Genomic DNA, 24,840 nt, shown 5'->3' on the forward strand with positions numbered 1-24,840 from the left:
TAATGTTGAACATTACCTTGCCCGATGGTTCCGTCCGCCGGTATGAAGCCCCCGTAACCGTGGCGCAGATTGCCGCCTCTATCGGTGCCGGGCTGGCGAAGGCGACAGTGGCGGGCAGGGTCAACGGCAGGCTGGTTGACGCGTGTGATCCGATTACCGAAGATGCAAGCGTCCAAATCATTACTCCGAAAGACAAAGAAGGCGTGGAAATTATCCGCCATTCCTGCGCCCACTTGGTCGGCCATGCGGTCAAACAGCTCTATCCCGATGCCAAAATGGTCATCGGCCCCGTTATCGAAGACGGCTTCTATTACGATATAGCCACCGAAAAACCATTTACCCCCGAAGATGTTGCCGCTATTGAAGCGCGGATGAAAGAACTGATTAATCAGGATTACGATGTCGTCAAAGTGATGACGCCGCGTGCCGAAACCATCAAAACTTTCCAAGAGCGCGGCGAGGAATACAAGCTGCGCCTGATTGAAGATATGCCGGAAGTAGAGGCGATGGGTCTGTACCATCATCAGGAATACGTGGATATGTGCCGCGGCCCACATGTGCCGAACACCCGTTTTCTGAAAAACTTCAAACTGACCAAGCTGGCCGGTGCGTATTGGCGCGGCGACAGCAACAATGAAATGCTGCAACGCATTTACGGCACGGCATGGGCAAGCAAAGACGAGTTGAAAGACTATATCCGGCGTATCGAAGAAGCGGAAAAGCGCGACCACCGCAAGCTGGGCAGGCAGTTGGATTTGTTCCATTTGCAGGAAGAAGCACCCGGCATGGTGTTTTGGCATCCGCGCGGCTGGGCCTTGTGGCAGGCTATTGAGCAGCATATGCGCAAAGAACTGGATGCGGCAGGCTACCGCGAAGTAAAAACGCCTCAAATCATGGATAAAACTTTTTGGGAGCGTTCCGGCCATTGGGATAATTACCAAGACAATATGTTTGTAACCCAGTCGGAAAAACGTGAATATGCCGTCAAACCGATGAACTGCCCGGGTCATGTTCAAATTTTCAACAACGGCCTGCGCTCGTACCGCGATTTGCCGATGCGTTTGGCAGAATTCGGTTCATGCCACCGCAACGAGCCGAGCGGGGCGTTGCACGGACTGATGCGTGTGCGCGGTTTTGTGCAGGACGATGCCCATATTTTCTGTACCGAAGAGCAAATCGTCGAAGAAGCACGCCGGTTCAACGAATTGCTGGTGCGCATCTACAAACAGTTCGGATTCCATGATGTTTCCGTGAAACTGTCCCTGCGTCCGGAAAAACGGGCGGGCTCCGACGAAATTTGGGACAGAGCCGAGCAAGGCCTGCGCGACGCGCTTACCGCCTGCGGTGTCAAATGGGAAGAATTACCCGGGGAAGGCGCGTTTTACGGGCCGAAAATCGAATACCACGTCAAAGATGCTATCGGCCGTTCGTGGCAGTGCGGCACGCTGCAACTGGATTTCGTTTTGCCGGAACGACTGGACGCGGAATATGTTACCGAAAGTAACGACCGCGCCCGCCCCGTGATGCTGCACCGCGCCATTTTGGGTTCTTTGGAGCGCTTTATCGGCATTCTGATTGAAAACCACGCCGGTTCTTTTCCGTTGTGGCTGGCTCCGGTTCAGATGGTTGTAATGAACATTACCGAGCATCAGGAAGATTACTGCCGCAGGGTCGTGGAAAAACTGCGTGCCAAAGGTTTCCGGGTAGAATTGGATTTGCGCAACGAAAAAATCGGCTACAAAATCCGCGACAACAGCCAATACCGGTTCCCCTATCAAATTGTAGTGGGAGACAAGGAAAAAGAAAGCGGCCAAGTTGCCGTGCGCCGCAAGGCAGAAGATTTGGGTTCTTTAAAGATTGACGATTTTATTGCACGCTTAGAGCAGGAAATTGCCGAATCTTTGGTAAATCATTAACTTTAAAAGGAGTATTACTATCGCACAAGAACGCGAAGCACGAATCAACGGTGAAATTACCGCTAAAGAAGTGCGATTGATCAGTGAGGCAGGCGAGCAGCTTGGTGTTGTATCTGTCCGTGAGGCTTTGTCTATGGCCGAAGAGCAGGATGTCGATTTGGTGGAAATTTCCCCAACCGCCAAACCGCCTGTTTGCAAACTTATGGATTTTGGCAAATATAAATACCAGCAGGCCAAAAAACGCGACGAAGCCAAGAAAAACCAAAAGCAGGTGCAAATTAAGGAAATCAAGTTCCGTCCGGGTACGGATGACGGCGATTACCAGATTAAGATGCGCAATATCGTCCGTTTCCTGACAGACGGCGATAAAGTGAAAGTAACGCTGCGGTTTCGAGGTCGCGAAATGGCGCACCAACAGTTAGGTGCTCAGCTTTTGGAGCGTGTCAAAGAAGATTTGGCAGAGTTGGCACAAATCGAGCAGTTTCCAAAAATGGAAGGCCGTCAGATGGTGATGATGATTGCGCCCAAAAAGAAACAAGGTTAAAATAGCAAACTTGCCTTGCCATACGGAATTGCTATGCTTTCGGCAAGTATCTTGCAAGATAGCTGCAAAAACCAAAAACCGTGGTGTTTGGGTTGTAAGTGTTTGAAGGAAAAATTCAAAACCCCCTGATGCCTTATCCGATAACAAAATGGAGTTTTCCTATGCCTAAAATGAAAACCAAGTCCAGTGCGAAAAAACGCTTTAAAGTACTGGGTAACGGTGGTGTTAAGCGCGCCCATGCGTTCAAACGCCATATCTTGACTAAAAAGACAACGAAAAACAAACGCCAATTGCGTGGTACCTCTATGGTAAATGACCGTGATTTGGCTTCTGTTGCCAAAATGTTACCCTACGCTTAAAAGGAGTTTGAACTATGCCACGCGTAAAACGCGGTGTAACCGCACGTGCCCGTCATAAAAAAGTATTAGCATTGGCCAAAGGCTATCGCGGCCGCCGCAAAAATGTTTACCGTATCGCCAAACAGGCAGTAATGAAGGCTGGTCAATATGCTTACCGCGACCGCCGTCAGCGCAAACGTCAGTTTCGCCAGCTTTGGATTGCTCGTATCAATGCTGGTGCACGCGCAAACGGTTTGTCTTACAGCAAATTTATGAACGGTTTGAAACGTGCTGCGATTGAAATTGACCGCAAAGTATTGGCCGATTTGGCTGTGTTCGACAAAGCCGTGTTCGCCCAGTTAGTTGAAAAGGCAAAAGCAGCATTGTTGGTTTAGAGACCCTTAAACAGGAAACTTCGGTTTCCTTTTTTATATTCTATATATTTGATTTTTTAACAAAACCCCTGTTTTTTGAATCAGCTTTGCGATAAAATACCGCCAATTCATTATCAAACGGATTGGCCGTGATAGATTGCAGAAGGCCGTCTGAATTTTCAGACGGCCTTCTTGTTTGAATCTGTGCCTAATCGTCAACAGACATAAGACTATTATGGAAAATGCAAATATGCAAAACGCCAACCAAATCACCGCAGAGGGCATTGCCGCCCTCGAAGCCGCCGCCGACCAGCAAGCGCTGGAGCTTGTCAAAGCCCGCTACATGGGCAAAGCCGGCGAACTCAACGCACTGCTCAAACAGCTCGGGCAAATGTCGCCCGAAGAGCGCAAAACCGCCGGCGCGCACATCAACGAATGCAAAAACCGCTTTCAGACGGCCTACAACGCCAAACGCGATGCTTTTGCCGCCGCCCAACTGCAACAACGCCTTGCCGCCGAAGCACTCGACATTACCCTGCCCGGACGCAGCGGCGGCAGCGGCGGCCTCCACCCCGTAACCCTTACCCTGCAACGCGTGGTCGAACTCTTTCACGGCATGGGCTTCGAAGTGGCCGACGGCCCCGAAATCGAAGACGACTTCCACAACTTCCAAGCCCTCAACATCCCGCAAAACCACCCCGCCCGCGCCATGCAGGACACTTTTTACGTCGAAAACGGCGACGTATTGCGCACCCACACCTCGCCGATCCAAATCCGCTACATGTTCGACAAAAAAAATCCGCCCATCCGCATCATCGCCCCCGGCCGCGTGTACCGAGTGGACAGCGACGCCACCCACTCGCCCATGTTCCACCAAGCCGAAGGCCTGTGGGTGGAAGAAGGCGTAACCTTTGCCGACCTCAAAGCCGTGTTCACCGAATTTATCCGCCGCTTTTTCGAGCGCGATGATTTGCAGGTGCGCTTCCGCCCCTCGTTCTTCCCCTTTACCGAACCGTCCGCCGAAATCGACATCATGGGCGACAACGGCAAATGGCTCGAAGTCGGCGGCTGCGGCATGGTGCATCCCAACGTCCTGACAAACGTCAACATCGACCCCGAACGCTACACCGGCTTCGCTTTCGGCATCGGCCTCGACCGCTTCGCCATGCTGCGCTACGGCGTAAACGACCTGCGCCTGTTCTTTGACAACGATTTGAATTTCTTGAAACAGTTTGCCAAATAATCCGCCGCAAGCTGCCTGAAAAACGGCATAGATAGGCGGTTTTCAGGCAGCCTGAAACAACAAGAACGATGCGATAACTGCCCTGCATCAATCGGATGATTCGGAAAATATTTCAGACGGCCTCTTTAAAATGGACAGACTGACACCCGAACAGCGCCGAAAATGTATGCAGGCCAATAAAAGCAAAGGCACAAAGCCCGAACTGCTGCTGGCAAAAGCCATGTGGAGGCTCGGCCTGCGTTACCGCAAAAACAGCAAAACCGTTTTCGGCAAGCCGGATTTCAGCTTCAAAAAATACAAAGTCGCCGTATTTGTGGACGGCGAATTTTGGCACGGCAAAGATTGGGAAAAACGCAAGGACGACATCAAAAGCAACCGTGGTTTCTGGCTCGAAAAAATCGAACGCAATATGCGGCGCGATGCCGAAGTAACAGGCCGTCTGAAAGCCGAAGGCTGGACGGTGTTCCGTTTTTGGGGCAGAGATATTGTCAAGAATCCTGATGCTGCGGCCGACCAAATACAGAGAGTAATCCATGAAAAAAGAACATTACCCCGAAATTGAAAGTGCTTCGCCGCAAAAATTGAAAGAAAAAGCCGCGCAATACAGACTGTTTGAACACGAGGACGGATTCCAAAAAACCAAACAGCCTGCGTTTACTTTTATCGACTTGTTTGCAGGAATCGGCGGCTTCCGTATCGCCATGCAGAATTTAGGTGGTGAATGTGTGTTTTCGAGCGAGTGGGACGAAAAGGCGAAACAAACCTACGAAGCCAATTTCGGCGAAGTGCCGTTTGGTGATATTACCAAGGAAGAAACCAAAAAGTTTATTCCGCAAACATTCGATATTTTGTGCGCCGGCTTTCCCTGTCAGGCTTTCTCGATTGCTGGAAGACGCGGAGGGTTTGAAGATACCCGAGGAACACTGTTTTTTGATGTGGCAGAAATTATCAAAAGACACAAACCGAAAGCCTTTTTTTTAGAAAATGTGAAAGGCCTGACCAATCACGACAAAGGCCGTACATTGGCAACTATTTTGAATACGTTACGGGAAGATTTGGGCTATTTCGTTCCCGAACCTGAGATTGTCAATGCCAAAAATTTCGGTGTACCGCAAAACCGTGAGCGGATTTTTATTGTGGGTTTCAGAAAAGATTTGGGCATTGAAAATTTTGAATATCCCAAACCGAACGGCATTCAGGTGGCTTTTAAAGACATCAAAGAAAAATTTCCTGTTCCGACAAAATATTATCTGTCTACACAATATATCGATACCCTGCGCAAGCATAAGCAGCGGCATGAAGACAAAGGTAACGGATTCGGCTATGAAATTATCGCCGACAACGATATTGCCAATGCCATTGTAGTCGGGGGAATGGGGCGCGAACGGAATCTGGTTATCGACCATCGGATTACCGACTTTACACCGACAACAAATATTAAAGGCGAAGTAAACCGTGAAGGTATCCGAAAAATGACCCCGCGCGAGTGGGCAAGACTTCAAGGATTCCCCGAACATTTCAAAATTGTTGTTGCCGATGCTTCGGCTTACAAACAGTTTGGTAATTCGGTAGCCGTACCTGCAATTCAGGCTACGGCAGAAAAAATTTTAAATACGGTTAAAGGTACGTTATGACTGCTACACTTTCAGGCAACAAAGGGGAATGGAGCGAACCTTACGTTTTGTTGAAACTGCTTGCTGATGGAGAAATTTATCTCGGGGACGGCAGAATGAATAAAATAGAAAGTCTCATTCTGCCAATTATTAATATAATCCGAGAAGAACAAAGATATGGTTACAGTGATGACAAACAGAGGATAGTATTTGCTTTAGACAATATATCTCAGACAGTCTCTATTGCAGATTTTAAAAAAAATGCAGAGATTTTATTAGCCGAAATAAAATGCAGAAGCAGGAAAAAAGGCAATGCAACTTTCACCATTCTGGATGTGGAGTCTTTTTTACGACAGATTGGCTGCACACGGCTGAGTACGAAGTCTTCATCTAAAAGCGACATACACATTGTTGTTCGCGATATACGCTCGGGAATATCTCCTACGTTAGGATTCAGCATCAAATCTGAATTAGGCAGCAAGCCGACTTTGCTTAATGCCAGTGGTGCGACAAATTTCGTATATGAAGTTTTGAATTGCAACACGCAGTTAGCAACAATGATAAACAGTCTGATGAATAACAAAGGCCGCAGAGACATTCGTACAAGAATGCAAGCAATTGCCGATGCAGGCTGTACTTTAAAATTCCGAAGTGTAGACAGTCGGATATTTTCTAATAATTTAATCCTGATAGACAGCATGCTGCCTGAAATCTTGGCAGAAATGTTATCCCAATACTACGCTGGTTCGGCTGTTACAACAGAAGATCTGGCCAAACAGGTGTGCGAGTTGAATCCCAACGGATACGATTATTCTGATAAGCATCATTTTTACGAATACAAAATCAAGCGTCTGCTATGCGAAGCGGCCTTGGGAATGCGTCCTGCCGAAGTATGGCATGGTCAATATGATGCAACCGGAGGATATTTGGTGGTCAAACAAGATGGCGAAATTGTCTGCTACCACTTATACAGCCGCAACCAGTTTGAAGATTATCTTTTTATGAATACAAAATTCGATACGCCGAGCTCTTCGCGCCACCACTTTGGCGATATATACGAAAAAGACAACACATTTTTCTTCAAGCTGAATTTACAAATACGTTTTTTATAATTTTAAACGAGCAAAAACCATGCAATTCTCCTACTCCTGGCTGAAAACCCAAGCCGATACCGATCTTACTCCCGAGCAGTTTTCCCATCTGCTCACCATGTCCGGCCTTGAAGTCGAAGAGGCCGAGGCGGCTGCGCCGGTGTTTTCCGGTGTGGTGGTGGCCGAAGTGAAAACGGTGGAAAAACACCCCGATGCCGACCGCCTGAACATCACCCAAGTCGATGCGGGCACGGGCGAGACCATCCAGATTGTCTGCGGTGCGCCGAACGTGCGGCCGGGCATCAAAGTGCCGTGTGCCTTGCCGGGCGCGGTGCTGCCGGGTGATTTCAAAATCAAGCCGACCAAAATGCGCGGGCAGGTTTCCAACGGAATGCTGTGTTCCGCCAAAGAGTTGGGGCTGCCTGAAGACGGCGCAGACGGGCTGCACATCCTGCCCGAAAACGCCCCCGTGGGCGCGAACCTGCGCGAATATCTGGATTTGGACGACACCGTGTTCACGCTGAAAATCACGCCCAACCGTGCCGACTGCCTGAGCATCAAAGGTTTGGCACGCGAAACGGCGGCCTTGACCGGCTGCGTTTTCAGGCAGCCTGAAATTCAGACGGCCTCTGTTACCGGCACGAAAACCCAGCCCGTGCGCATCGACGCGCCCGACGACTGCGGCCGTTTCCTCAGCCGCGTGATTGAAAACGTCAATGCGCAGGCCGCCTCGCCCGACTGGCTGAAACAGCGTCTGGCGCGCAGCGGCATCCGCAGCATTTCCGCGCTGGTGGACATCGGCAACTATGTGATGTTGGAAATCGGCCAGCCCATGCACGTTTTCGATGCCGACAAGATTTCAGGCAGCCTGATTGTGCGCCGCGCCGAAAACGGCGAAACGCTGGAATGCCTGAACGAAAAAACCGTTACCCTGTCCGACAACACGCTGGTGGTGGCCGACGACCAGGGCGCGTTGAGCATGGCGGGGCTGATGGGCGGCGCGGCCAGCGCGGTTTCAGACGGCACGAAAAACATCGTGCTGGAAGCGGCGTGGTTCGCCCCCGAAACCATTGCCGGCAAATCGCGCCAATACGGCTTCGGCTCGGACTCGTCATTCCGCTTCGAGCGCGGCGTGGACTGTGAATTACAGCGCGATGCCGTCGAACGCGCCACCGAACTGGTGTTGCAGATTTGCGGCGGACAGGCGGGCACGATAACCGAAGCACAAGGCCGCCTGCCCGAACGGAAAGCCGTGCCGCTGCGTACCGCACGTGTGGCCAAAGTATTGGGCGTGGCCATAGACGAAGCGCGTATCGAAACCATTTTGTCGGCACTCGGTTTGCAGCCGCAAAAAGTTTCAGACGGCCTTGCCGCCACCGCACCGAGTTTCCGATATGATATTGAAATCGAAGCCGATTTAATCGAAGAAATCGCCCGCGTGTACGGCTATGAAAACATTCCCGGCGAGCAGACTTCAGGCCGTCTGAACATGATGCCGCTGCCCGAAACCCGCCGCAGCCGTTTTACCGTTTACAGCCAACTGGCCGCACGCGGCTATCAGGAAGTGGTGAGCTACGCCTTTGTCAACGAAGCGTGGGAGCAGGATTTCGCCGCCAATGCCGATCCCATCCGCCTGCAAAACCCGCTGGCGGCGCAATACAGCGTGATGCGTTCTACTCTTATCGGCGGGCTGGTCGAAATCCTGCAAAACAACCTCAACCGCAAGCAAAACCGCGTGCGCGTGTTTGAAATCGCCCGCGTGTTCCGCAAAGATTCAGACGGCCGCTTCGTGCAGACCGAGCGCATCGGCGGTTTGGCCTACGGCACGGCCGCACCCGAACAATGGGGCGAAGCCGCCCGCGCGGTGGATTTCTACGACGTAAAAGGCGATGTCGAAGCCCTGCTGGCGGGCAAAAACGCCGAATTTGTCCAAGCGCAACACCCCGCGCTGCACCCCGGCCGCACCGCCGAAATCCGCATCGGCGGCCAAAGCGTCGGCTTTATCGGCGAACTGCATCCGCAATGGCTGCAAAAATACGACCTGCCGCAAGCGCCGCTGGTGTTCGAGCTGGACGTAGATGCCGTGCTGGCGCGCGAAAAAACCGCCTACCGCCCCGTGTCCAAATTCCAAGCCGTGCGCCGCGACTTGGCCTTTGTGCTGCCCGAAAGCGTGTCCCACGCCGACCTGCTGCACGCCCTCGCCGCCGCCGACAGCCCGCTGGTACAGGAAATCAGCGTGTTCGACGTGTATCGCGGCACAGGGCTGCCTGAAAATATGAAAAGCATGGCGGTAAAAGTCGTGCTGCAAAGCAGCGAGGCCACGCTTACCGATGAAGAGGTGGAGCAGGTGGTCGGGCGTTTGGTGGCTGCGGCAGAAAGTGCAGGTGCGCAACTGCGCGGATGAATATTCGCTTGAATTTAAAACTAAAATTGGTAAAATTCCCCCACTTGTTACAACAAAAGGTAAACACATGACTCTCACTAAAGCCGAATTGGCCGATATATTGGTCGACAAAGTCAGCAAAGTAAGCAAAAACGATGCCAAAGAAATCGTCGAACTTTTTTTCGAGGAAATCCGCACCACTCTGGCACGCGGCGAAGAAATCAAAATTTCAGGGTTCGGCAACTTCCAATTGCGCGACAAGCCACAGCGGCCGGGACGCAATCCGAAAACCGGCGAAGAAGTGCCGATTACCGCCCGCCGCGTGGTAACTTTCCATGCCAGCCAAAAACTCAAAGGCATGGTGGAGCATTATTATGACAAGCAGCGGCAACGTTAAACTGCCTGAAATTCCGGCCAAACGCTATTTCAGTCTGGCCGAATTGTGCGAACTGGCGCAGATCAGTGCCGCGCAGTTTGCCCAATGGCAGTACGAACACGGTACGGTGGTCGGTTACGGCGCGGACAAATATACGCGGGCGGATGTGGTGAAAATCAGAAAGCTGAAAGACACCTTCGCTCCGTTTGTCGACGGATTCAACCATAACGGTTTGGATGCCGAGGGGCATCCGGCCGCTACGGCGGAAGAAGTCGGTGCCGCATTGGGCGGATTGTTGGCTAAAATCGAAAAGGCACTTGCCTAATCGGGAACGCTCCAATATAATCCGCTCCTTTCCAAGTCGGAGTGTGGCGCAGTCTGGTAGCGCACTTGCATGGGGTGCAAGGGGTCGAAGGTTCGAATCCTTTCACTCCGACCAAAATACAAAAACAGCCGTTTTCAGACGGCTGTTTTTTTCGTTTGTGTTTCTTTTGAGGCCGTCTGAAAACGCAGCTTTGGCGAAAGCCGGGCAGGGTTTTCAGACGGCCTTTTTCATATTGCGGCTGAAACGGCAGATGCCGTCTGAAACAGTCGGGCGGCTTTTGTCGGGCGTATGCGGATTGACGGTGGTGCGGTGGCGGTAAAACGCCGCCACACCCGCGCCGATGGCGGCAGGCTCTGCCATGAAACAGACGGACGCAGGCTACGGAAGCTCCGGCAGGGGCGCGGCAAAGACGGCGGACGTAAAAAAAAAAACAGCGGCACGCCGCAAAGCCGCTAGACGGACACAGGCGGGATTTCCAGTTTGATTGCGCAAGCATATTCCGTGCTGTGCTGCTGCTCCTGCGTTTGGACGGGTATCTTTTTTCAGTTCCTATCCATTGTTGCGACAATTCCTGCGGAGCATGAGTGCAGACGGCGGCTTTGCAGACGGTAACGGAATCTGGCGGGGTTTTCAGACGGCCTGTTGCCGTATGCGGCCTGTTGCCGTCAGTTGCCGCCGCAAGATTTATTCCGCTCCGTTTTTTGCCGTATTTTGCTTCATTTTTTCCAAACGGTAGTAGAGCTGGCGGGTGGACAGGCCGAGCATTTGCGCGGCTTGGGTTTTGTTGCCCCGGCAGTAGGCCAGGGTCTGTTCGATTTTTTCGGGGGAGTGGGAGTCGGCCTGCAAATAGGGGCGGGGCTGGTTGCCCTGTATGGCGAAGCCGACGGCGCGCGGTTTGTCTGTCGTGTGCAGGGCGGGTGCGGGCGCGGGATTGGCCGGCTGTTGTTTCAGGAGCTGCCAGACGGCGTGTTCGTCGGCCAGATTGCCTTTGCTTTGTACGGTCAGTTTGGTCAGGAAGCGTTCGAGTTCGTATACGTTGCCGGGCCATGAGTAATGTTGCAGCTGCTCGACGGCTTCGGCGGTGAGGTTGAGGTTTTTGCCGGTTTCGCGGTTGATGCGGTGCATAAAGTAGGCTGCCAGCTCGGGAATGTCGCTGCGGCGTTCGCGCAGGGCGGGCAGGCGGATGGGGACGACGTAGAGACGGTAGTAGAGGTCGGCATCAAACCATCCGTTTTCCACTTCATCGGCAAGGTCGCGGGTGGTGGCGGTGATGATGCGGACGTTGGTGTTGCGGGTGGTGCTGCTGTCGGTGCGGCAGACGGTGTTTTCCTGCAATACCTGCAGCAGGCGGGTTTGCTGGTCGGGGGGGAGGGCGGCGATTTCGTCGAAGAAAATGGTACCGCCGTCGGCCTGTTCGAGCAGGCCCGGGGTGTCGCCGCAGCCGAAGATTTCGCGGGCAAGATCTGTGTCCTGTCTGTCTGTACAGCGTACTTTGATAAACGGCTGGCCGACGCGGCGGCCGGCGGTATGCAGGGTGCGGGCGAACATTTCTTTGCCTGTGCCGTTTTCGCCCAAAAGCAGGACGTTGGCATTGCTGTGCGCCACCCGTTCGAGCTCGCTGACGGCGTTGAGCAGGGGGGCGGACGAGCCGATGATGCCGTAGCGGCGGCTGTGCGATTGGAGGGTTTGTCTGAGTTTTTGGTTTTGCGTTTGCAGCTTGCGGCGGTATGCCTCGCTGCTTTCCTGAATGTAGAGGAGCTGGCCGATTAGGACGGACAGGATTTTCAGCAGGGAGAGGTCGTCGTTCAGCGGGCGGGGGCTGTAACGGGTGCGCAGGCAGGCGAGTACGCCGAAGGTGCGGTTGTACGCGGCGACGGGCAGGGCGAGAAACATGGTTTGTTCGGCGGGAAGGTCGGCGAGGCGGACGGTGCGGCCGAGAAACAGCGGATCGGTGCGCACATTGTCGGCGGCAATCATGTGCGAGTGGCGCAATACCGTGCCGGTGATGCCTTCGCCGGGGGCGTAAACGCCGCGCGCGATTTGTTCGGGCGACATGCCGTAGGCGTAACGGATGGAGGCGTTTTCGTCGTCGGTGTGCTGCAAGACGATGCGCCCCTGGTTGAGGCCGAAAAATTCGCTCATCAGTTGCAGCATGATTTTCAGCGCGGTGTGGTGTGCGCCGCCGTCTTTGCCGAGGTTTTGTATGACCTGTTGCAGCAGCAGCATTTCCTGCGCCCGCCAGTCGCTGCGTTCGCTGTGGTGTTTCGGTGTCATCCGTTGTTTCCAAATCATGTAAATATTCCCGCAGTATTGTAAACAAAAGGCAGGCCGTCTGAAAGCAGGCGGGTTGGGCTGCGGCGGTTTTTGCTCCGCTGAAACTCACTGTGTTCGTTTTCAGACGGCCTGCGGGATTGCAGCTGCCGGATGGGAACGGTGCCGGCAGATGCCGGCAATAGGGAAATTTTATGATAAGGCAATGCGCTCTTCCGCCGCTGCGGGGGCAGGACGGGGATTGCGCTGCGAAATGAAACAATAAAGCCGTTTTATCTGCGTGGCGGATGGGCGGGAAAAGGCCGGCCGTCGGCCGAAACGGGCATGGAGGCCGTCTGAAAACCGTTTTTCAGACGGCCTAACCGCATTCTTTATATTCTTTTCAGACGGCCTTATTACACGCGGCTATTTGCCCCGTGCGCTTACAAAACTATACAATGCCGCCTTTTCACGCTTTGTGCGCCGCTTCATGAACTGGACTTATCTTTTCAACGCCGTGCCGAAATTCGCCGAAGCTGCCGTGCTTACTTTGGAGCTTTCGCTTTACGGCATTGTCCTGTCGCTGCTGTTCGGGCTGGCGGTGGCTGTGGTAACGGCCTATAAAATCAGGTTTTTGTATGTGCCTGCACGCGCCTATATCGAGCTTTCGCGCAATACGCCGCTGCTGATCCAGCTTTTTTTCCTGTATTACGGCCTGCCCAAAGCGGGCATCAAATGGGACGGCTTCACCTGCGGCGTCATCGCGCTGACCTTTCTCGGCGCGGGCTACATGGCCGAGGCCATCCGTTCGGGCATACTCGCCGTGCCGCAGGGGCAGGTTGAAGCGGGCAAAGCCGTCGGCTTGAGCCGGATGCAGGTGTTCCGCTATGTCGAGCTGCCGCAGGCATGGGCGGTTGCCCTGCCGGCGGTGGCGGCCAATGTGCTGTTTTTAATTAAGGAAACCTCCGTCATCGGCGCGGTGGGCGTGGCCGAGCTGCTGTTTGTTACCAAAGACATCATCGGCATGGACTACAAAACCAACGAAGCCCTGCTGCTGCTGTTTGCCGCCTATCTGATTATCCTGCTGCCGCTGTCGCTTTTGGCGCGGTGGGCGGAAAACCGCGTGCGGAGTGCGAAATATGGTACTTGACTGGCTTTTCGAAGGGCAGAATATCGCCCGTTTGGGCAAAGGGCTGCTGCTGACGGCGCAGATTTCCCTGATTTCGGTGGCCTTTTCCTGCGTGTTCGGCACGCTGTTCGGCCTGCTGCTGCGCTCGCGCAGCCGCCTCGTCCGCTTTTGCGGCCGCCTGTATCTGGAAACCGTGCGCATCGTGCCGATACTGGTGTGGTTGTTCGGCTTCTATTTCGGGATTTCGACTTGGACGGGCGTGCATATCGACGGGCTGTGGGTGTGCGTGTGGGTGTTTGCGCTGTGGGGTGTGGCCGAAATGGGCGATTTGGTGCGCGGAGCCTTGGAATCGATCGAACAGCACCAAACCGAATCCGCGCTTGCCCTCGGTTTGGACAAATGGCAGGTTTTTCTTTATATCGAGCTGCCGCAGAGCGTGCGCCGCGTGCTGCCCGGCGCGATCAACCTCTTTACCCGCATGATCAAAACCAGCTCGCTGGCCTCGCTCATCGGCGTAATCGAAGTGGTGAAGGTCGGCCAGCAGATTATCGAAAACTCGCTGCTTACCGTGCCCAACGCCTCGCTTTGGGTATACGGCCTGATTTTTATCCTCTACTTCCTCTGCTGCTGGCCGCTGTCGCTGTGGGCGGCGCGGCTGGAAAAACAATGGGAACACTGAAATGGCATTATTGAGCGTGCGCAAGCTGCACAAGCAATACGGCAACGTTACCGCCCTAGAATCGCTGGATCTCGAGCTGCACAAAGGCGAAGTCATCGTCCTGCTCGGCCCCTCCGGCTGCGGCAAATCCACGCTTTTGCGCTGCATCAACGGCCTGGAAGAACACCAGGGCGGCGATATTGTCATGGAAGGTGTCGGCACTTTCGGCAAAGACGTTTCCTGGCAGAATGCACGGCAGAAAGTGGGCATGGTGTTCCAAAGCTACGAACTCTTCGCCCACATGAGCGTTATCGACAACATCCTGCTCGGCCCGCTCAAAGTGCAGAAACGCAGCCGCGCCGAAGCCGAAGCGCAGGCCGGAAAACTCTTGGAGCGCGTCGGGCTGGCCGACCGCAAAAATTCCTACCCGCGCGAACTCTCCGGCGGGCAAAAGCAGCGCATCGCCATCGTCCGCGCCCTCTGCCTCAATCCCGAAGTTATCCTGCTCGACGAAATCACCGCCGCCCTCGATCCCGAAATGGTGCGCGAAGTGCTCGAAGTGGTGCTCGAACTCGCCCGCGAAGGCATGAGTATGCTGATTGTTACCCACGAAATGGCCTTCGCCCGCAAAGTGGCCGACCGCATTGTGTTTATGGACAAGGGCGCAATCATCGAAGAAAACACGCCGGAAAACTTTTTTACCGCGCCGCAAACCGAACGCGCCAAGCAGTTTCTCGCCGGCATGGACTACTAAACCCGTTTTTACAGCAGAGGCCGTCCGAACAGCCTCCAAACACTTTTCAGACGGCCTCCGAACTTTACCCCACCACCATCCGAAGAAAGGAAACACCATGCAGCTCAACAGCAAATTCAAAGCCCTGCTCGCAGGCGCAACCCTCGCCCTCGGCCTGGCCGCCTGCGGCGGCAGCGGCGATACCGCCCAATCCGCAGGCAGCCAGCCGGCCGCCCCTGCCGCCGACAGCGTGGCCGCCATCAAAGAAAAAGGCGTAATCCGCATCGGCGTGTTCGGCGACAAGCCCCCGTTCGGCTATGTGGACAGCGAAGGCAAAAACCAGGGCTTCGATGTGGAAATCGCCAAAGAAATGGCCAAAGACCTGTTCGGCAGCCCCGACAAAGTGGAATTTGTCCTGACCGAAGCGGCCAACCGCGTCGAATACGCGCGTTCCGGCAAAGTCGATCTCGTGCTGGCCAATTTCACCCAAACGCCCGAGCGTGCCGAAGCCGTGGATTTTGCCGCGCCCTATATGAAAGTCGCCCTCGGGGTCGTGTCGCCCGACAAAAAACCGATTACCGATGTGGCCCAGCTTAAAGACCAAATCCTTTTGGTAAACAAAGGCACCACCGCCGATGCGTTTTTCAGCAAAAACCATCCCGAAGTGAAGCTGCTCAAATTCGACCAAAACACCGAAACCTTCGACGCGCTCAAAGACGGACGCGGCGTGGCGCTGGCGCACGACAACGCGCTGCTGTGGGCATGGGCGAAAGAAAACCCCGGCTACGAAGTGGCCATCGGCAACATCGGCCCGGCCGAAGTCATCGCCCCTGCCGTGAAAAAAGGCGACAAAGCCCTGCTCGACTGGGTAAACGGCGAAATCGCGGCCATGAAAAAAGACGGCCGTCTGAAAGCCGCCTATGAAAAAACCCTGCAACCCGTGTACGGCGACAAGGTAAAAGCGGAAGACATCCTCGCCGAATAAGCCGTCCGCCGCATCCGGCAAAACAAAAAGGCCGTCTGAAAAGCGTTTTGCGTTTTTCAGACGGCCTTTTGCCATTGCGGGGCGTATTCCCGCTTTGCCGCCAATCCGCACTTTCGGCGAAACCAAACCGCTTGCGCGGTTGCGCCATACACTCTGCACAACGGCAGAGGCCGTCTGAAAAAACAAAAAACGCTTTTCAGACGGCCTCTCGGCGGGATTTCGGGATTTATAGTGCAACAAATAAACAGCAGGCAATTGCGCCGGCAACGGAAAACGGAATGAGGCAGGGTGTGCCGCCCAAGCGACGCACGCGTTCTTTGCTTTGCAGGGTTTTGCAGGCATTCTGAAACCGTGTGCGGCAACTTGGGGCAATATGCCCTGCCGGCCGTGCAAGCAGCAGGACGGATATTTCCGTGTTGCCGAGCTATCTCGCAGGGCGGCACGAACATAGCCGCAAGCAGGCCGTTTGGGCCGTCAGCCAACCAGAGAGGCCGTCTGAAAAACGTTTTTCAGACGGCCTCCCGTTTTGCTTTTAACGCCACGCTGTGAGAAATTCCTGCCAGTGTTTTTCTCCCGACAAGGTATTCAGATAGTTTTTCAAACGGCGGATTTCCTGCTCGTATTCGTCGGCATCAGCCGCGCCGCTCATCAGACGGAAACGCAGATACATCAGATAAGTGTTGGCCGCGTCGGTTTCGCAGTAGTCGCGGATGTCTTTCAGACGGCCTGCCTGATACGCCTCCCACACTTTGCCGCCGTCCATGCCCAGCTTGCCGGGGAAGCCGCACAGCTTGGCCATGTCGTCCAGCGGCACGGCGGCGCGGGGCTGGTAGAGCGACAATAAGTCCATCAGGTCGCAGTGGCGGCTGTGGTAGCGGCTGATGTAGTTGTTCCATTTGAAGTCGCGGCTGTCGCCGAAATCGCCTTCGCCCGTGTCCCAGTAGCGGGCGGCCTCGATGCCGTGGATCAGGGCGCGGTAGTGCAGCACGGGCAGATCGAAGCCGCCGCCGTTCCAGCTCACCAGCTGCGGCGTGTGGTTTTCCACCAGCTCGAAAAAACGGGCGATAACGGTTTCTTCGTCGTCGCCGATGTCGCCTATCGTGCCGATGTGGATTTTGTCCTGCCCCCAGCGCATACAGCAGGAAACGGCAACGACACGGTGCAGATGGAGGGGCATAAAGTCGCCGCCGGTTTTGGCGCGGCGTTGCTGCTGCGCCCATTCCACTGTTTCCGCGTCGGACAAAGCGGCGGGCAGGTTGTGCAGCAGGCGGATGCCGTGCGCGTCGGGCACGGTTTCGATGTCGAAGGCGAGGATGGGTGTCATGTTGCTCACTCCTTTGCGGGTTGCGGGCGGATTTGCCTTTCCAGCCACTGCGCCCATTCGGGGTGCAGGCGGCGCAGGGTTTCGTGCCAATAGAGGTAGCCGAACAGGATTTCGACCGCCTGCGGGCTTGGCGGCAGCGCGAACAGGGCGCGTATCAGGGCTTCGGCTGCTGCGGGCGGGGTATTGTCGTCCATGCCCGCCCAATCGCCGAAGGTGCGGCAGGTTTCAAGGTGCAGGCCGTCGAGCGAGGCGAAGATTTCCGCCTGCCAAGCCGTCCAGTCCGCCCCGCCGGCAAGCACTTCGTACAGCCAGCATTTGACGTTTTACAAACCGCGCATTTCGTGCGTGTGCAGCAGCAGGCGCAACACGGCTTCATGCGCCGCCCGGCAATCTTCGCCGGCATACAGATCGGGCAGCAGATACAGGGCGCGGTTGCGCCGCTTTTCCGGCAGCGCGGCAAGGATGGCGAGGCATTCTTCGGGCGCGTGCCATTCGGGCAGATTCAGAGCCACAGCGGATTCTCCGTCGGCAAAACGAGCGGATTGTGCCGCAGGCTGCGGCTTTTGTCATGCAAAATGGCAGGCGGCGGCAGCGGTTTTTCGGCATAATGTCGGCCTTTTGCAACCTTGAAAACCAAGAAGATATGAACAGAAAACTCCTGTCCGCCCTTTCTGCCGCCTTTCTGATGCTGGCCGCCTGCGGCGAAAACCAGGCGCAGGTCGCCAAACATCCCGCGCCACCCGCCGCCAAAGGTTCGCCTGCCGCGAAACTCGATCCGTCTGTGGAAAAAACCATCCGTACCAAGCTGGAAAAAGCCTACGCCGAGCAGCAGCTCAAAGTGCAGGCCGTTTATGCCACGCCGCTGGCACACCTTTACGAAGTGGTGTTGAGCGGGAAAACCGTGATTTACACCGACGCGCAGGCCGACTATATGCTGGTGGGCGACTTCATCGACGTGAAAAACCGCAAAAGCCTGACCGAAGAGCGCAATGCCGAATTGAGCGCGGTGGATTTCGACAGCCTGCCGCTCGACAAAGCCATCAAAGAAGTGCGCGGCAACGGCCAGCTGAAAATCGCCGTGTTCTCCGATCCCGACTGCCCCTACTGCAAACGGCTGGAACACGAGTTTGAGAAAATGACCGACATCACGATCTACAACTTCATGATGCCGCTCGTGAGCCTGCATCCCGATGCGGTGCGCAAAGCCGAACAAATCTGGTGTCAGCCCGACCGCACCGCCGCGTGGACGACATGGATGCGCAAAGGCAAGATGCCGCCGAAAGCAGCCGACTGCGACAACCCCGTTGACGAAACCACTTCGCTTGGCGAACAGCTCGGCTTCAACGGCACGCCCGCCCTTGTTTTCCCCAACGGCAGAACCCAAGCCGGATTCAGCCCGCTGCCGCATCTGGAAAAACTCATCAAAGACAATCAGAAATAGTCCGAAATACATCGGAGGCCGTCTGAAAATCCGTTTTCAGACGGCCTCCGATGTCTTTGCAGGCATATAAAAGAAGCCGTTTTCCAAACGCAGGATGGGAAAAATATACCTGCGTACCGTTTTACGCTATCCGAGACGGGGAGACAAAGAGGCCGTCTGAAAGCACGGTTTTCCGCAACCCCGCTTTCAGACGGCCTCTTGCCGCCCCTGTTTAAAACAGATTGTCTTCGCCTTGTACGGCATCGGGTTGCGAAACGGTGCGGCTTTTCGGCATCAGGGTTTGGATGCCGCCGTCTGCGTCCGCATCGATTTCGATTTCGCTGCCCTCGGGCAGAATCTGGTCTTCATCGGGGATGGTGGTTTTGGCGGCTTCTTGGGCTTTGCTCAGCACGCCCGATCCCGAAGTCCAGGCCAGCGATTTGAGCTCGCCGCTGATTTTGCCTTTCGCGCTGCCGCAGGTAATGCAGTTGAGTGCGCCGGTGCGGCTTTTGAGCACCGCATCGATGCGTTTGGCGGCAACGGCTTTGCCGCTGGCTTTGGACCATGCGGCAATGCTTTTGCGCAGGGAGGCGGTGTCGAGGTTTTTCTTATTGTAGGGATCGCGGTAGGCAGCCAGCCAAAGATTGCCTGCGCCGTCTTCGTTGAGCGCGGCCATTTGGTAAATCACGTCGGCAGGCGAGCCTGTGGATACGGCTTTGGCAAATTGCAGCGCGTCGGGCGACTTCATCCGCACACAGCCGTGGCTGCGTACGCCGGGAACGCTGGATGGTGCGTTGGTGCCGTGGATGCCGAGGCCGAGCTTGGGGTGGCCGAGGCGGACAAATACGGGACCGAGCGGGTTTTTCGGGCCGGGCGGCACGCTGGTAACGCCGTTTTTCAGCTCTTTCTGGATGGATTTCGGAATGTGCCAAGTGGGGTTGTAGGCTTTCGCACCGATTTTGTGCGATCCGATGTTGGTCTGCGTCATGGCTTTGCCGACGGCGACCGGGTAAATTTTGCTGAGTTTGCCGTCGGAATAGAGGAACAGACGCTGCTGCGGGATGTTGATAACGACGTGGGTGCCGCTGGCAATAGGCGAAACGTCGGGAACGGAGGTGGCGGCGAAAGCGGAGGATGCCGAAAGCGTGAGTAGTGCGAATCCTAGTTTTTTCATTGTGTTGTATGTTAAGGACGATAAAGGGGGCGGTATAATACCGCAACCGCAGCCGCTTTGTGGGAAAGCGTCATATTTTTTATGGTTTTACTGAACAAGCGTGGCGAAATGGCACTAACAGCGCAGGAAAAGAGGAGTTTCAGGGCGGCGGGTCGGTGGTTGAAACAGAAATTACGGACGTTGTCCGGCATTAAGATGCCGTTTCACAAAGACAGATTTGTTTAATGTGGCAGGGCAGGGTGGTTTGGGCTTGTTAAGGAGCAGACGGAACGGCGGTCGCCTGCGGATGGGTATGCGCATTTCGGCTTGAAAAATTACCGAGGCCGTCTGAAAAGGCTGAAGGAGCTGTATGTTTTGCGCAATCAGCCGATATTGGCAAGAAATTTGGTTTAATTATTCAAAAACGTTATAAATTCAAATTGTTATGCTTAAATATTCTTTTTACTGGAGTCGATCTGATCGAGTCTGTCGGTTGCTTTGCGGGATAAGCGGTGTGTTTAATTTGGTAAAACATTGGGATAAACGTTCGGTTTTTTGTAAGTCATGCTATCATAGCGAGCTAAGGGATTAACAAATCTAAAACAAAAATTTACGCAGGCAGGTTTCAACTGCTGTCTGCCAGTTTGTTTTCGAATATGCCGGATATTGGGAGATATTCTTGGATTACATGCTTATAATCGGGGTTGTTGCAGTTGTCGTACTCGTCGTTGTCCTGCTCAAACAAAAGAGCGGGGGGCGGTCGGGCGGCAATGCTAAATCCGCCAACAAACATACAAATCTCCGTGAACAGATTGAAGCGGAGGATGAACCCGAAGCCGATGAGTGGGAAGCTCAGGCAGAAGCTCCGTCTGAAGGCTTGCAGAGTTGGGAGTGGGAGGGTGACGGGAACGTCGATCTGTCCACTGCTTCCGTTTCTGCTCAAGAAGTCGATCCGCTTACCGAGTATCAGGTCTATAAGCAGTTTGGCTATGAGGATAAGGCCGCTGCTTCTCTGGCTGCCTATCTGAATAATCTGAAAACGAATGCGCCGGAAAAACTGGTAAACGAGCTGGTCGGCCTTTGCCTAAATACAGGCGATGCCGATTTGCTGTCTGCAACGCTTGACCGCCATGCGGCTTTGTTGTCACCGAACAAATTGTCCGAATACATCAAAGCCGGCTTGGGTATCGATCCCAATCATTTGGGTTTGCGCGTTTTGGCCGAATCAAAATTGAATTGGAATATGCAGGAAGTTGCACGCCAGATTGGCGAGCAGACCGGTTTGGAGGGTTCCGATTCCGACAGCAGTTCTTCCGGCTCCTCTGTTGTGGAGGTTACGGTTGATGATGCTGGACGCGAGGTAAAACGGTTCAGTAAACGCAGCCCGCTGATTATCGGTCGTGCGGAAGTCGGAGAGATGACTGAGGAAGAGATGAGTGCGGTTATTGGCTTTGTTAAGCCGGAAAAATCAGCCAAACTGCTGAAAAATCAGGTTGATTATGAAACTGCCCGCCGTCAGTACAATAAAGCCATCCAAAAATCGGCAAAACCTGCGGGCTTGATTATTGATGCACTGAAGCTGGATTATCAGCACTCTGACGTTAATGAGTTTGCTGCACACTTGTGGAGACTTTACTATTCTCTCGGTTCCAATGGCCGTCAAGTTAAAGAACGTATGCTTGGTTGGGGATATAGTCTTGGTCAGCATGAGGTGTTTGATAATTTGGAAAAATCCCTTACAGAGCAGCAGGTGCGCGAAATCGGTTTGCGTCAAGGTTATCTCCAAGGGTCTGCACGTCAGTCGAAAGTCAAATATCGTGAGCTTGTTCACCGCAATGATTCCATTTTGAATGAAAGCACTTCTCCGGCAGAGTTGGCTCTAAAAGAGGTTGAGTCTTTGTTGATGTACGGGCAGTTGGATCAGGCTATCAATACGTTGGAACAGGCTGTTTTGAAATATCCCCAAGAGTCTCAGCTTTACATTATGTTGTTTGATTTGTATGAGCGTTCGGAAGATTGGGTGAGATTAGAGCAGTTCTTGCGTGTTCTACGGGAGAAAGAGGCTAATCTGCCGGAGGAAGTTGTCTTGGCAATCAGTCAGTTACAGCAGCGAATTCATCGCAATTCTAATAAATAAGAGTGCAGGCTAATGGATAATTTGATACCGAAAGTAAAAACAGTACGGGTAATGCTGCAGGAGATGGGTGAGCAACAGAATGCCGTGTTTAAAATGGCATTTAAGATGCACAATACCACAAACTATGAGATTATCGAGCCAGATTCCGGTCATCAGCCCGATATGGTTTTAGTTGACGTAGATGGTGGAAAAGGTATTTTGGCATGGCATGAGGCTAAGAAAAACTATCAGGATATACCTGTCGTGGTATTTTCTGCACATGAGCCTGTTGTTACTGCTCCATATCTGCCTAAGCCTGTCAAATTTGATACCTTGTTTCCCATCTTAAGAAGCCTTGCGCAAGGCGGGAATATTTTTGAGGTTGAGCAAGGCGGCGGCGCAAAACAGTCTGAATTGCCTCCTCCTCATATTGATTCCAAACCTCGAAAAACAACTATTCGCCGTTTCAATCCCCAGAGAGGATTGCTGGGTGCGCTGCGTGCTTCTAGTGAAAGACAGCAGGATACTGCTGTATTGGTAAGAGGAAAACCAGTTCTTATTGTGTTTCCCGGTATACAACGTGTACTGCTGACTGTAAGTGCTGACGAGTTGGAAAAAATGTGTCGTGATGACCATTTGTCCGTAGTGTGCAAATCTGTGCCTGACAATCCGCAGTGGAAGGAAAAAGCCAAAGTAACCATTATGTCGTGTCTGTGGCAAATGGCTATTTGGACTGCGCAAGGAAGATTGATATTCCCAATGACTCCTCAAACGGTTTTTACACTGAAAAGGTGGCCTAATCTGACTAGGTTGGCTTCTGTTCCGGAGTCAATGAGGTTGTCGGCATTTTTAACCAAAACCTCTGTGAATCTGAATATTCTCTATAAGGTTATGCCTTTGGATATGAAAGATATTTTAAATTATCTGGCTGCTACATATGTTACAGGATATTTGGCAACAGATAGTGAGTTCTCTGAGCATAGCGGACATGCGGGTAAAGAGTTGGCATCAGATACGATGAAAGTCAGCACACATGTTCCCGACAATAAAATGTCCAAGGATGCTATGAGCGCGGTTACTCCGTCGCAAACCCAACCTAGAGGTTTACTGCAACGCTTGATGCGCAAATTATCTGGCGGCAAATAAGGAATTAAATATAATGAAAGAGAATAAAATAATTTTTACCGGCCCCGTTGGAGTGGGGAAAACTACTGCCATTTCGGCACTTTCTGATGATCCGCCGGTAAAAACGGATGCCCGAGCTTCTGATATGACCTTAGTGCGTAAGGGGCATACGACTGTAGCGATGGACTACGGTGTTATCCGTTTGGACGAAGATACCAAAGTTCACCTTTATGGTACACCGGGTCAGGAACGTTTTAATTTTATGTGGGAGATTCTTAGCAAAGGCAGTATGGGGTTGATTCTTTTATTGGATAACACAAGAGCCAATCCATTGAAAGATCTGACTTTCTTTTTGGATGCATTTAAAGACCTCCTTAAAACTGCACCTTTGGTAGTCGGTATTACCAAAATGGATGTCCGCTCCCTACCGGGCATTGATGTCTATCAAAAATATTTAGCACAGCATAATTTCAATGTTCCTGTGTTTGAGGTTGATGCTCGGGAAGAGGAAGATGTAAAGCAGTTGGTAAGTGCAATGTTATTTTCAATTGATCCTGGATTAGAGGTATAAAATGGATTCGACACTTTCTTTACAATCAAATTTATATCCACGTGTAACGCCTGCAGGGGCTTATTATGCAGTATCCAGTAATGTGCCGAGTGCCAGCCGTACACTTTTGCATGGCTTGTTGAGAGCCTCCTCTAATGATACAGTTAGTGCCGAGAACCTTCTGTTGTGGGCGGAGACGAATGATGCCGACTCTGCTCTGAATTTGCTCTACCGACTGCAACGGCTTGAATTTCTGTATGGAGATGAGCAGCCTGTGTATCAGGAGTCGGCAATGACGGATGACCAACTTCCTGAATTGTTGGCTCAACTTTCTAGTAGCGGTAAGGCGTTGCTGGCTGATGCCAACGGCCTTTACTTTGCTAATGCAGGATTTCATCATGAAACTGCCGAGGAAGTTGGCCTAATGTCAAGCGAAGTGTCTGCATTGGGTGAAAAACATCAGCTCTTAGTTAAGAATAACTTAAACATCCATCACAATGCATGGGGAATTTGTGACCCTTCAGGGCAGACCGAGTTGACCTTTTTTCCTTTGTATGCGGGAAAAGTAAAATTGGTATTAGTAGTTGCGGGGATACCGGACTTGAATAAAGAAGCATTTGTCTCCTTGATCAAGGTGCTGTGTAACCGCTATGCCTAAGTAGTGCTGTGCAAAATACTGCGGCCGATATATGTATCGGTATAAATATCTTAAATAAATATAAATGAAACTGGGTTATAAAATATGCGCGAACAACTTCTGATTTCCGTATTGAGTGATTTGAATGCAACATCGTCAGATATTACTGCTTCTGCCGTTATTTCGAGCGACGGATTGCCTATTGCTACACTGATTCCTCAGGGTTTGGATGCTGACCGTGTTGGAGCGATGTCGGCTACTTTGCTGGCTTTGGGTAGTCATGCGGCTGCTGAATTGCATTGCGGAGACCTGGATCAGGTTATGGTTAAGGGGAAAAACGGTTATATTCTGCTAAATCAGGCAGGTGCCGATGCGGTCTTGGCTCTTATTGCCAATGAAAGCGGCAAACTGGGTTTGATTTTGTTGGATGCAAAACGTGCTGCCAAACATATTGCAGATATTATTTAAATATAAAGGGGTAGTGGTTCGTCGCTCTGTTGTATGATAATTGTATCAGTATGTGGTTCAGAACTTGAATTTAGTTGGATATTTGTTTA

At 52.9% G+C, this 24,840-nt stretch carries 28 protein-coding genes and 1 tRNA gene; 23 read left to right on the forward strand and 6 right to left on the reverse strand.

The window, feature by feature from the left end:
• The first annotated feature begins 2 nt into the window (after positions 1–2).
• From thrS to DYE40_RS04390, 12 genes are all read left to right on the forward strand, one after another.
• On the forward strand, positions 3–1,916 hold the full coding sequence (gene thrS, locus DYE40_RS04335; RefSeq protein ID WP_115307895.1) for a threonine--tRNA ligase: 1,914 nt from the start codon (positions 3–5) through the stop codon (positions 1,914–1,916).
• A gap of 13 nt (positions 1,917–1,929) precedes the next feature.
• On the forward strand, positions 1,930–2,460 hold the full coding sequence (gene infC / locus DYE40_RS04340; protein ID WP_115307896.1) for a translation initiation factor IF-3: 531 nt from the start codon (positions 1,930–1,932) through the stop codon (positions 2,458–2,460).
• 161 nt (positions 2,461–2,621) lie between these two features.
• Complete coding sequence (gene rpmI, locus DYE40_RS04345; RefSeq protein ID WP_002232040.1) at positions 2,622–2,819, forward strand: 50S ribosomal protein L35; 198 nt, start codon at positions 2,622–2,624, stop codon at positions 2,817–2,819.
• 14 nt (positions 2,820–2,833) lie between these two features.
• Positions 2,834–3,193: a 50S ribosomal protein L20 gene (rplT, locus tag DYE40_RS04350; protein ID WP_115307897.1), complete on the forward strand. Its 360-nt coding sequence runs from the start codon at positions 2,834–2,836 to the stop codon at positions 3,191–3,193.
• Between the two features lie 229 nt (positions 3,194–3,422).
• Positions 3,423–4,415 (forward strand): phenylalanine--tRNA ligase subunit alpha, encoded by a 993-nt coding sequence (gene pheS / locus DYE40_RS04355; RefSeq protein ID WP_115308285.1) that lies wholly within the window; start codon positions 3,423–3,425, stop codon positions 4,413–4,415.
• Between the two features lie 130 nt (positions 4,416–4,545).
• The gene (locus DYE40_RS04360; RefSeq protein ID WP_115307898.1) at positions 4,546–4,977 is read left to right on the forward strand and encodes a very short patch repair endonuclease; all 432 of its coding nucleotides are present in this window, start codon (positions 4,546–4,548) and stop codon (positions 4,975–4,977) included.
• A complete protein-coding gene (locus DYE40_RS04365) occupies positions 4,949–6,049 on the forward strand; it encodes a DNA cytosine methyltransferase (protein WP_115307899.1) in 1,101 nt (366 codons plus the stop codon). Before DYE40_RS04360 ends, DYE40_RS04365 begins: the two co-directional genes overlap by 29 nt.
• Positions 6,046–7,140, forward strand: a complete 1,095-nt coding sequence (locus DYE40_RS04370) for an HpaII family restriction endonuclease (RefSeq protein WP_115307900.1) — start codon at positions 6,046–6,048, stop codon at positions 7,138–7,140. Before DYE40_RS04365 ends, DYE40_RS04370 begins: the two co-directional genes overlap by 4 nt.
• A 19-nt stretch (positions 7,141–7,159) precedes the next feature.
• Complete coding sequence (gene pheT / locus DYE40_RS04375; RefSeq protein ID WP_115307901.1) at positions 7,160–9,523, forward strand: phenylalanine--tRNA ligase subunit beta; 2,364 nt, start codon at positions 7,160–7,162, stop codon at positions 9,521–9,523.
• A 67-nt stretch (positions 9,524–9,590) separates the two neighbouring features.
• The gene (locus DYE40_RS04380; RefSeq protein WP_040658438.1) at positions 9,591–9,899 is read left to right on the forward strand and encodes an integration host factor subunit alpha; all 309 of its coding nucleotides are present in this window, start codon (positions 9,591–9,593) and stop codon (positions 9,897–9,899) included.
• Positions 9,877–10,203 (forward strand): hypothetical protein, encoded by a 327-nt coding sequence (locus tag DYE40_RS04385; RefSeq protein ID WP_115307902.1) that lies wholly within the window; start codon positions 9,877–9,879, stop codon positions 10,201–10,203. The genes DYE40_RS04380 and DYE40_RS04385 overlap by 23 nt, the downstream gene beginning before the upstream one ends.
• 37 nt (positions 10,204–10,240) lie before the next feature.
• Positions 10,241–10,317, forward strand: a tRNA-Pro gene (locus tag DYE40_RS04390).
• Between the two features lie 99 nt (positions 10,318–10,416).
• Here DYE40_RS04390 and DYE40_RS12540 read toward each other — a convergent pair.
• Together DYE40_RS12540 and DYE40_RS04395 are read right to left on the reverse strand one after the other, a co-directional pair.
• Entirely contained in the window at positions 10,417–10,563 is a 147-nt protein-coding gene (locus DYE40_RS12540) for a hypothetical protein (protein ID WP_172461207.1), read from the reverse strand.
• A gap of 324 nt (positions 10,564–10,887) precedes the next feature.
• Positions 10,888–12,495: a sigma 54-interacting transcriptional regulator gene (locus DYE40_RS04395; RefSeq protein ID WP_245944058.1), complete on the reverse strand. Its 1,608-nt coding sequence runs from the start codon at positions 12,493–12,495 to the stop codon at positions 10,888–10,890.
• Between the two features lie 448 nt (positions 12,496–12,943).
• Between DYE40_RS04395 and DYE40_RS04400 the strand changes: the two genes are divergently transcribed.
• The 5 genes from DYE40_RS04400 (at position 12,944) to DYE40_RS13085 (ending at position 16,494) form a co-directional block, all read left to right on the forward strand.
• Positions 12,944–13,603: an amino acid ABC transporter permease gene (locus DYE40_RS04400; RefSeq protein WP_115308287.1), complete on the forward strand. Its 660-nt coding sequence runs from the start codon at positions 12,944–12,946 to the stop codon at positions 13,601–13,603.
• Entirely contained in the window at positions 13,593–14,261 is a 669-nt protein-coding gene (locus DYE40_RS04405) for an amino acid ABC transporter permease (RefSeq protein WP_115307903.1), read from the forward strand. Before DYE40_RS04400 ends, DYE40_RS04405 begins: the two co-directional genes overlap by 11 nt.
• A gap of 1 nt (position 14,262) precedes the next feature.
• Positions 14,263–14,994, forward strand: coding sequence for an amino acid ABC transporter ATP-binding protein (locus DYE40_RS04410; protein WP_115307904.1), 732 nt, complete (start codon positions 14,263–14,265; stop codon positions 14,992–14,994).
• Positions 14,995–15,091: 97 nt separating this feature from the next.
• Positions 15,092–15,958: a cysteine ABC transporter substrate-binding protein gene (locus DYE40_RS04415; RefSeq protein ID WP_115307905.1), complete on the forward strand. Its 867-nt coding sequence runs from the start codon at positions 15,092–15,094 to the stop codon at positions 15,956–15,958.
• A gap of 413 nt (positions 15,959–16,371) precedes the next feature.
• The gene (locus DYE40_RS13085) at positions 16,372–16,494 is read left to right on the forward strand and encodes a hypothetical protein (protein ID WP_280529841.1); all 123 of its coding nucleotides are present in this window, start codon (positions 16,372–16,374) and stop codon (positions 16,492–16,494) included.
• On the opposite strand, the gene DYE40_RS04420 is transcribed toward DYE40_RS13085, so the two are convergent.
• The 3 genes from DYE40_RS04420 to DYE40_RS04430 are packed head-to-tail and all read right to left on the reverse strand — an operon-like array spanning position 16,491 to position 17,794.
• The gene (locus tag DYE40_RS04420; RefSeq protein ID WP_115307906.1) at positions 16,491–17,282 is read right to left on the reverse strand and encodes a 3'-5' exonuclease; all 792 of its coding nucleotides are present in this window, start codon (positions 17,280–17,282) and stop codon (positions 16,491–16,493) included. The genes DYE40_RS13085 and DYE40_RS04420 overlap by 4 nt on opposite strands.
• Positions 17,283–17,287: 5 nt before the next feature.
• Positions 17,288–17,581, reverse strand: a complete 294-nt coding sequence (locus DYE40_RS04425) for a hypothetical protein (RefSeq protein ID WP_115307907.1) — start codon at positions 17,579–17,581, stop codon at positions 17,288–17,290.
• A 24-nt stretch (positions 17,582–17,605) separates the two neighbouring features.
• A complete protein-coding gene (locus tag DYE40_RS04430) occupies positions 17,606–17,794 on the reverse strand; it encodes a hypothetical protein (protein ID WP_115307908.1) in 189 nt (62 codons plus the stop codon).
• Between the two features lie 131 nt (positions 17,795–17,925).
• Between DYE40_RS04430 and DYE40_RS04435 the strand changes: the two genes are divergently transcribed.
• Entirely contained in the window at positions 17,926–18,723 is a 798-nt protein-coding gene (locus DYE40_RS04435) for a DsbC family protein (protein ID WP_115307909.1), read from the forward strand.
• Positions 18,724–18,934: 211 nt separating this feature from the next.
• Here DYE40_RS04435 and DYE40_RS04440 read toward each other — a convergent pair whose 3' ends face one another.
• Positions 18,935–19,876, reverse strand: coding sequence for a L,D-transpeptidase (locus tag DYE40_RS04440; protein WP_115307910.1), 942 nt, complete (start codon positions 19,874–19,876; stop codon positions 18,935–18,937).
• A gap of 667 nt (positions 19,877–20,543) precedes the next feature.
• Here DYE40_RS04440 and DYE40_RS04445 point away from each other — a divergent pair.
• From DYE40_RS04445 to DYE40_RS04465, 5 genes are all read left to right on the forward strand, one after another.
• A complete protein-coding gene (locus tag DYE40_RS04445; protein WP_115308288.1) occupies positions 20,544–21,992 on the forward strand; it encodes a tetratricopeptide repeat protein in 1,449 nt (482 codons plus the stop codon).
• A gap of 12 nt (positions 21,993–22,004) precedes the next feature.
• The gene (locus tag DYE40_RS04450; RefSeq protein ID WP_115307911.1) at positions 22,005–23,117 is read left to right on the forward strand and encodes a response regulator; all 1,113 of its coding nucleotides are present in this window, start codon (positions 22,005–22,007) and stop codon (positions 23,115–23,117) included.
• A gap of 13 nt (positions 23,118–23,130) precedes the next feature.
• The gene (locus tag DYE40_RS04455) at positions 23,131–23,667 is read left to right on the forward strand and encodes a GTP-binding protein (RefSeq protein WP_115307912.1); all 537 of its coding nucleotides are present in this window, start codon (positions 23,131–23,133) and stop codon (positions 23,665–23,667) included.
• Between the two features lies 1 nt (position 23,668).
• Entirely contained in the window at positions 23,669–24,304 is a 636-nt protein-coding gene (locus DYE40_RS04460) for a peptidase M23 (protein ID WP_115307913.1), read from the forward strand.
• Between the two features lie 84 nt (positions 24,305–24,388).
• Positions 24,389–24,751, forward strand: coding sequence for a roadblock/LC7 domain-containing protein (locus tag DYE40_RS04465; protein WP_115307914.1), 363 nt, complete (start codon positions 24,389–24,391; stop codon positions 24,749–24,751).
• Positions 24,752–24,840: the final 89 nt, after the last annotated feature.

It is taken from the genome of Kingella potus, assembly GCF_900451175.1.
GTDB lineage: Bacteria > Pseudomonadota > Gammaproteobacteria > Burkholderiales > Neisseriaceae > Neisseria > Neisseria potus.

Excerpts from the sequence above, each read along its gene's own strand:
- thrS (WP_115307895.1), top strand. The coding sequence starts at position 3 with ATGTTGAACATTACCTTGCCCGATGGTTCCGTCCGCCGGTATGAAGCC.
- rpmI (WP_002232040.1), top strand. The coding sequence starts at position 2,622 with ATGCCTAAAATGAAAACCAAGTCCAGTGCGAAAAAACGCTTTAAAGTA.
- rplT (WP_115307897.1), top strand. The coding sequence starts at position 2,834 with ATGCCACGCGTAAAACGCGGTGTAACCGCACGTGCCCGTCATAAAAAA.
- pheS (WP_115308285.1), top strand. The coding sequence starts at position 3,423 with ATGCAAAACGCCAACCAAATCACCGCAGAGGGCATTGCCGCCCTCGAA.
- DYE40_RS04360 (WP_115307898.1), top strand. The coding sequence starts at position 4,546 with ATGGACAGACTGACACCCGAACAGCGCCGAAAATGTATGCAGGCCAAT.
- DYE40_RS04365 (WP_115307899.1), top strand. The coding sequence starts at position 4,949 with ATGAAAAAAGAACATTACCCCGAAATTGAAAGTGCTTCGCCGCAAAAA.
- DYE40_RS04370 (WP_115307900.1), top strand. The coding sequence starts at position 6,046 with ATGACTGCTACACTTTCAGGCAACAAAGGGGAATGGAGCGAACCTTAC.
- pheT (WP_115307901.1), top strand. The coding sequence starts at position 7,160 with ATGCAATTCTCCTACTCCTGGCTGAAAACCCAAGCCGATACCGATCTT.
- DYE40_RS04380 (WP_040658438.1), top strand. The coding sequence starts at position 9,591 with ATGACTCTCACTAAAGCCGAATTGGCCGATATATTGGTCGACAAAGTC.
- DYE40_RS04385 (WP_115307902.1), top strand. The coding sequence starts at position 9,877 with ATGACAAGCAGCGGCAACGTTAAACTGCCTGAAATTCCGGCCAAACGC.
- DYE40_RS12540 (WP_172461207.1), bottom strand. The coding sequence starts at position 10,563 with ATGGCAGAGCCTGCCGCCATCGGCGCGGGTGTGGCGGCGTTTTACCGC.
- DYE40_RS04395 (WP_245944058.1), bottom strand. The coding sequence starts at position 12,495 with ATGATTTGGAAACAACGGATGACACCGAAACACCACAGCGAACGCAGC.
- DYE40_RS04400 (WP_115308287.1), top strand. The coding sequence starts at position 12,944 with ATGAACTGGACTTATCTTTTCAACGCCGTGCCGAAATTCGCCGAAGCT.
- DYE40_RS04405 (WP_115307903.1), top strand. The coding sequence starts at position 13,593 with ATGGTACTTGACTGGCTTTTCGAAGGGCAGAATATCGCCCGTTTGGGC.
- DYE40_RS04410 (WP_115307904.1), top strand. The coding sequence starts at position 14,263 with ATGGCATTATTGAGCGTGCGCAAGCTGCACAAGCAATACGGCAACGTT.
- DYE40_RS04415 (WP_115307905.1), top strand. The coding sequence starts at position 15,092 with ATGCAGCTCAACAGCAAATTCAAAGCCCTGCTCGCAGGCGCAACCCTC.
- DYE40_RS04420 (WP_115307906.1), bottom strand. The coding sequence starts at position 17,282 with ATGACACCCATCCTCGCCTTCGACATCGAAACCGTGCCCGACGCGCAC.
- DYE40_RS04435 (WP_115307909.1), top strand. The coding sequence starts at position 17,926 with ATGAACAGAAAACTCCTGTCCGCCCTTTCTGCCGCCTTTCTGATGCTG.
- DYE40_RS04440 (WP_115307910.1), bottom strand. The coding sequence starts at position 19,876 with ATGAAAAAACTAGGATTCGCACTACTCACGCTTTCGGCATCCTCCGCT.
- DYE40_RS04445 (WP_115308288.1), top strand. The coding sequence starts at position 20,544 with ATGCTTATAATCGGGGTTGTTGCAGTTGTCGTACTCGTCGTTGTCCTG.
- DYE40_RS04450 (WP_115307911.1), top strand. The coding sequence starts at position 22,005 with ATGGATAATTTGATACCGAAAGTAAAAACAGTACGGGTAATGCTGCAG.
- DYE40_RS04455 (WP_115307912.1), top strand. The coding sequence starts at position 23,131 with ATGAAAGAGAATAAAATAATTTTTACCGGCCCCGTTGGAGTGGGGAAA.
- DYE40_RS04460 (WP_115307913.1), top strand. The coding sequence starts at position 23,669 with ATGGATTCGACACTTTCTTTACAATCAAATTTATATCCACGTGTAACG.
- DYE40_RS04465 (WP_115307914.1), top strand. The coding sequence starts at position 24,389 with ATGCGCGAACAACTTCTGATTTCCGTATTGAGTGATTTGAATGCAACA.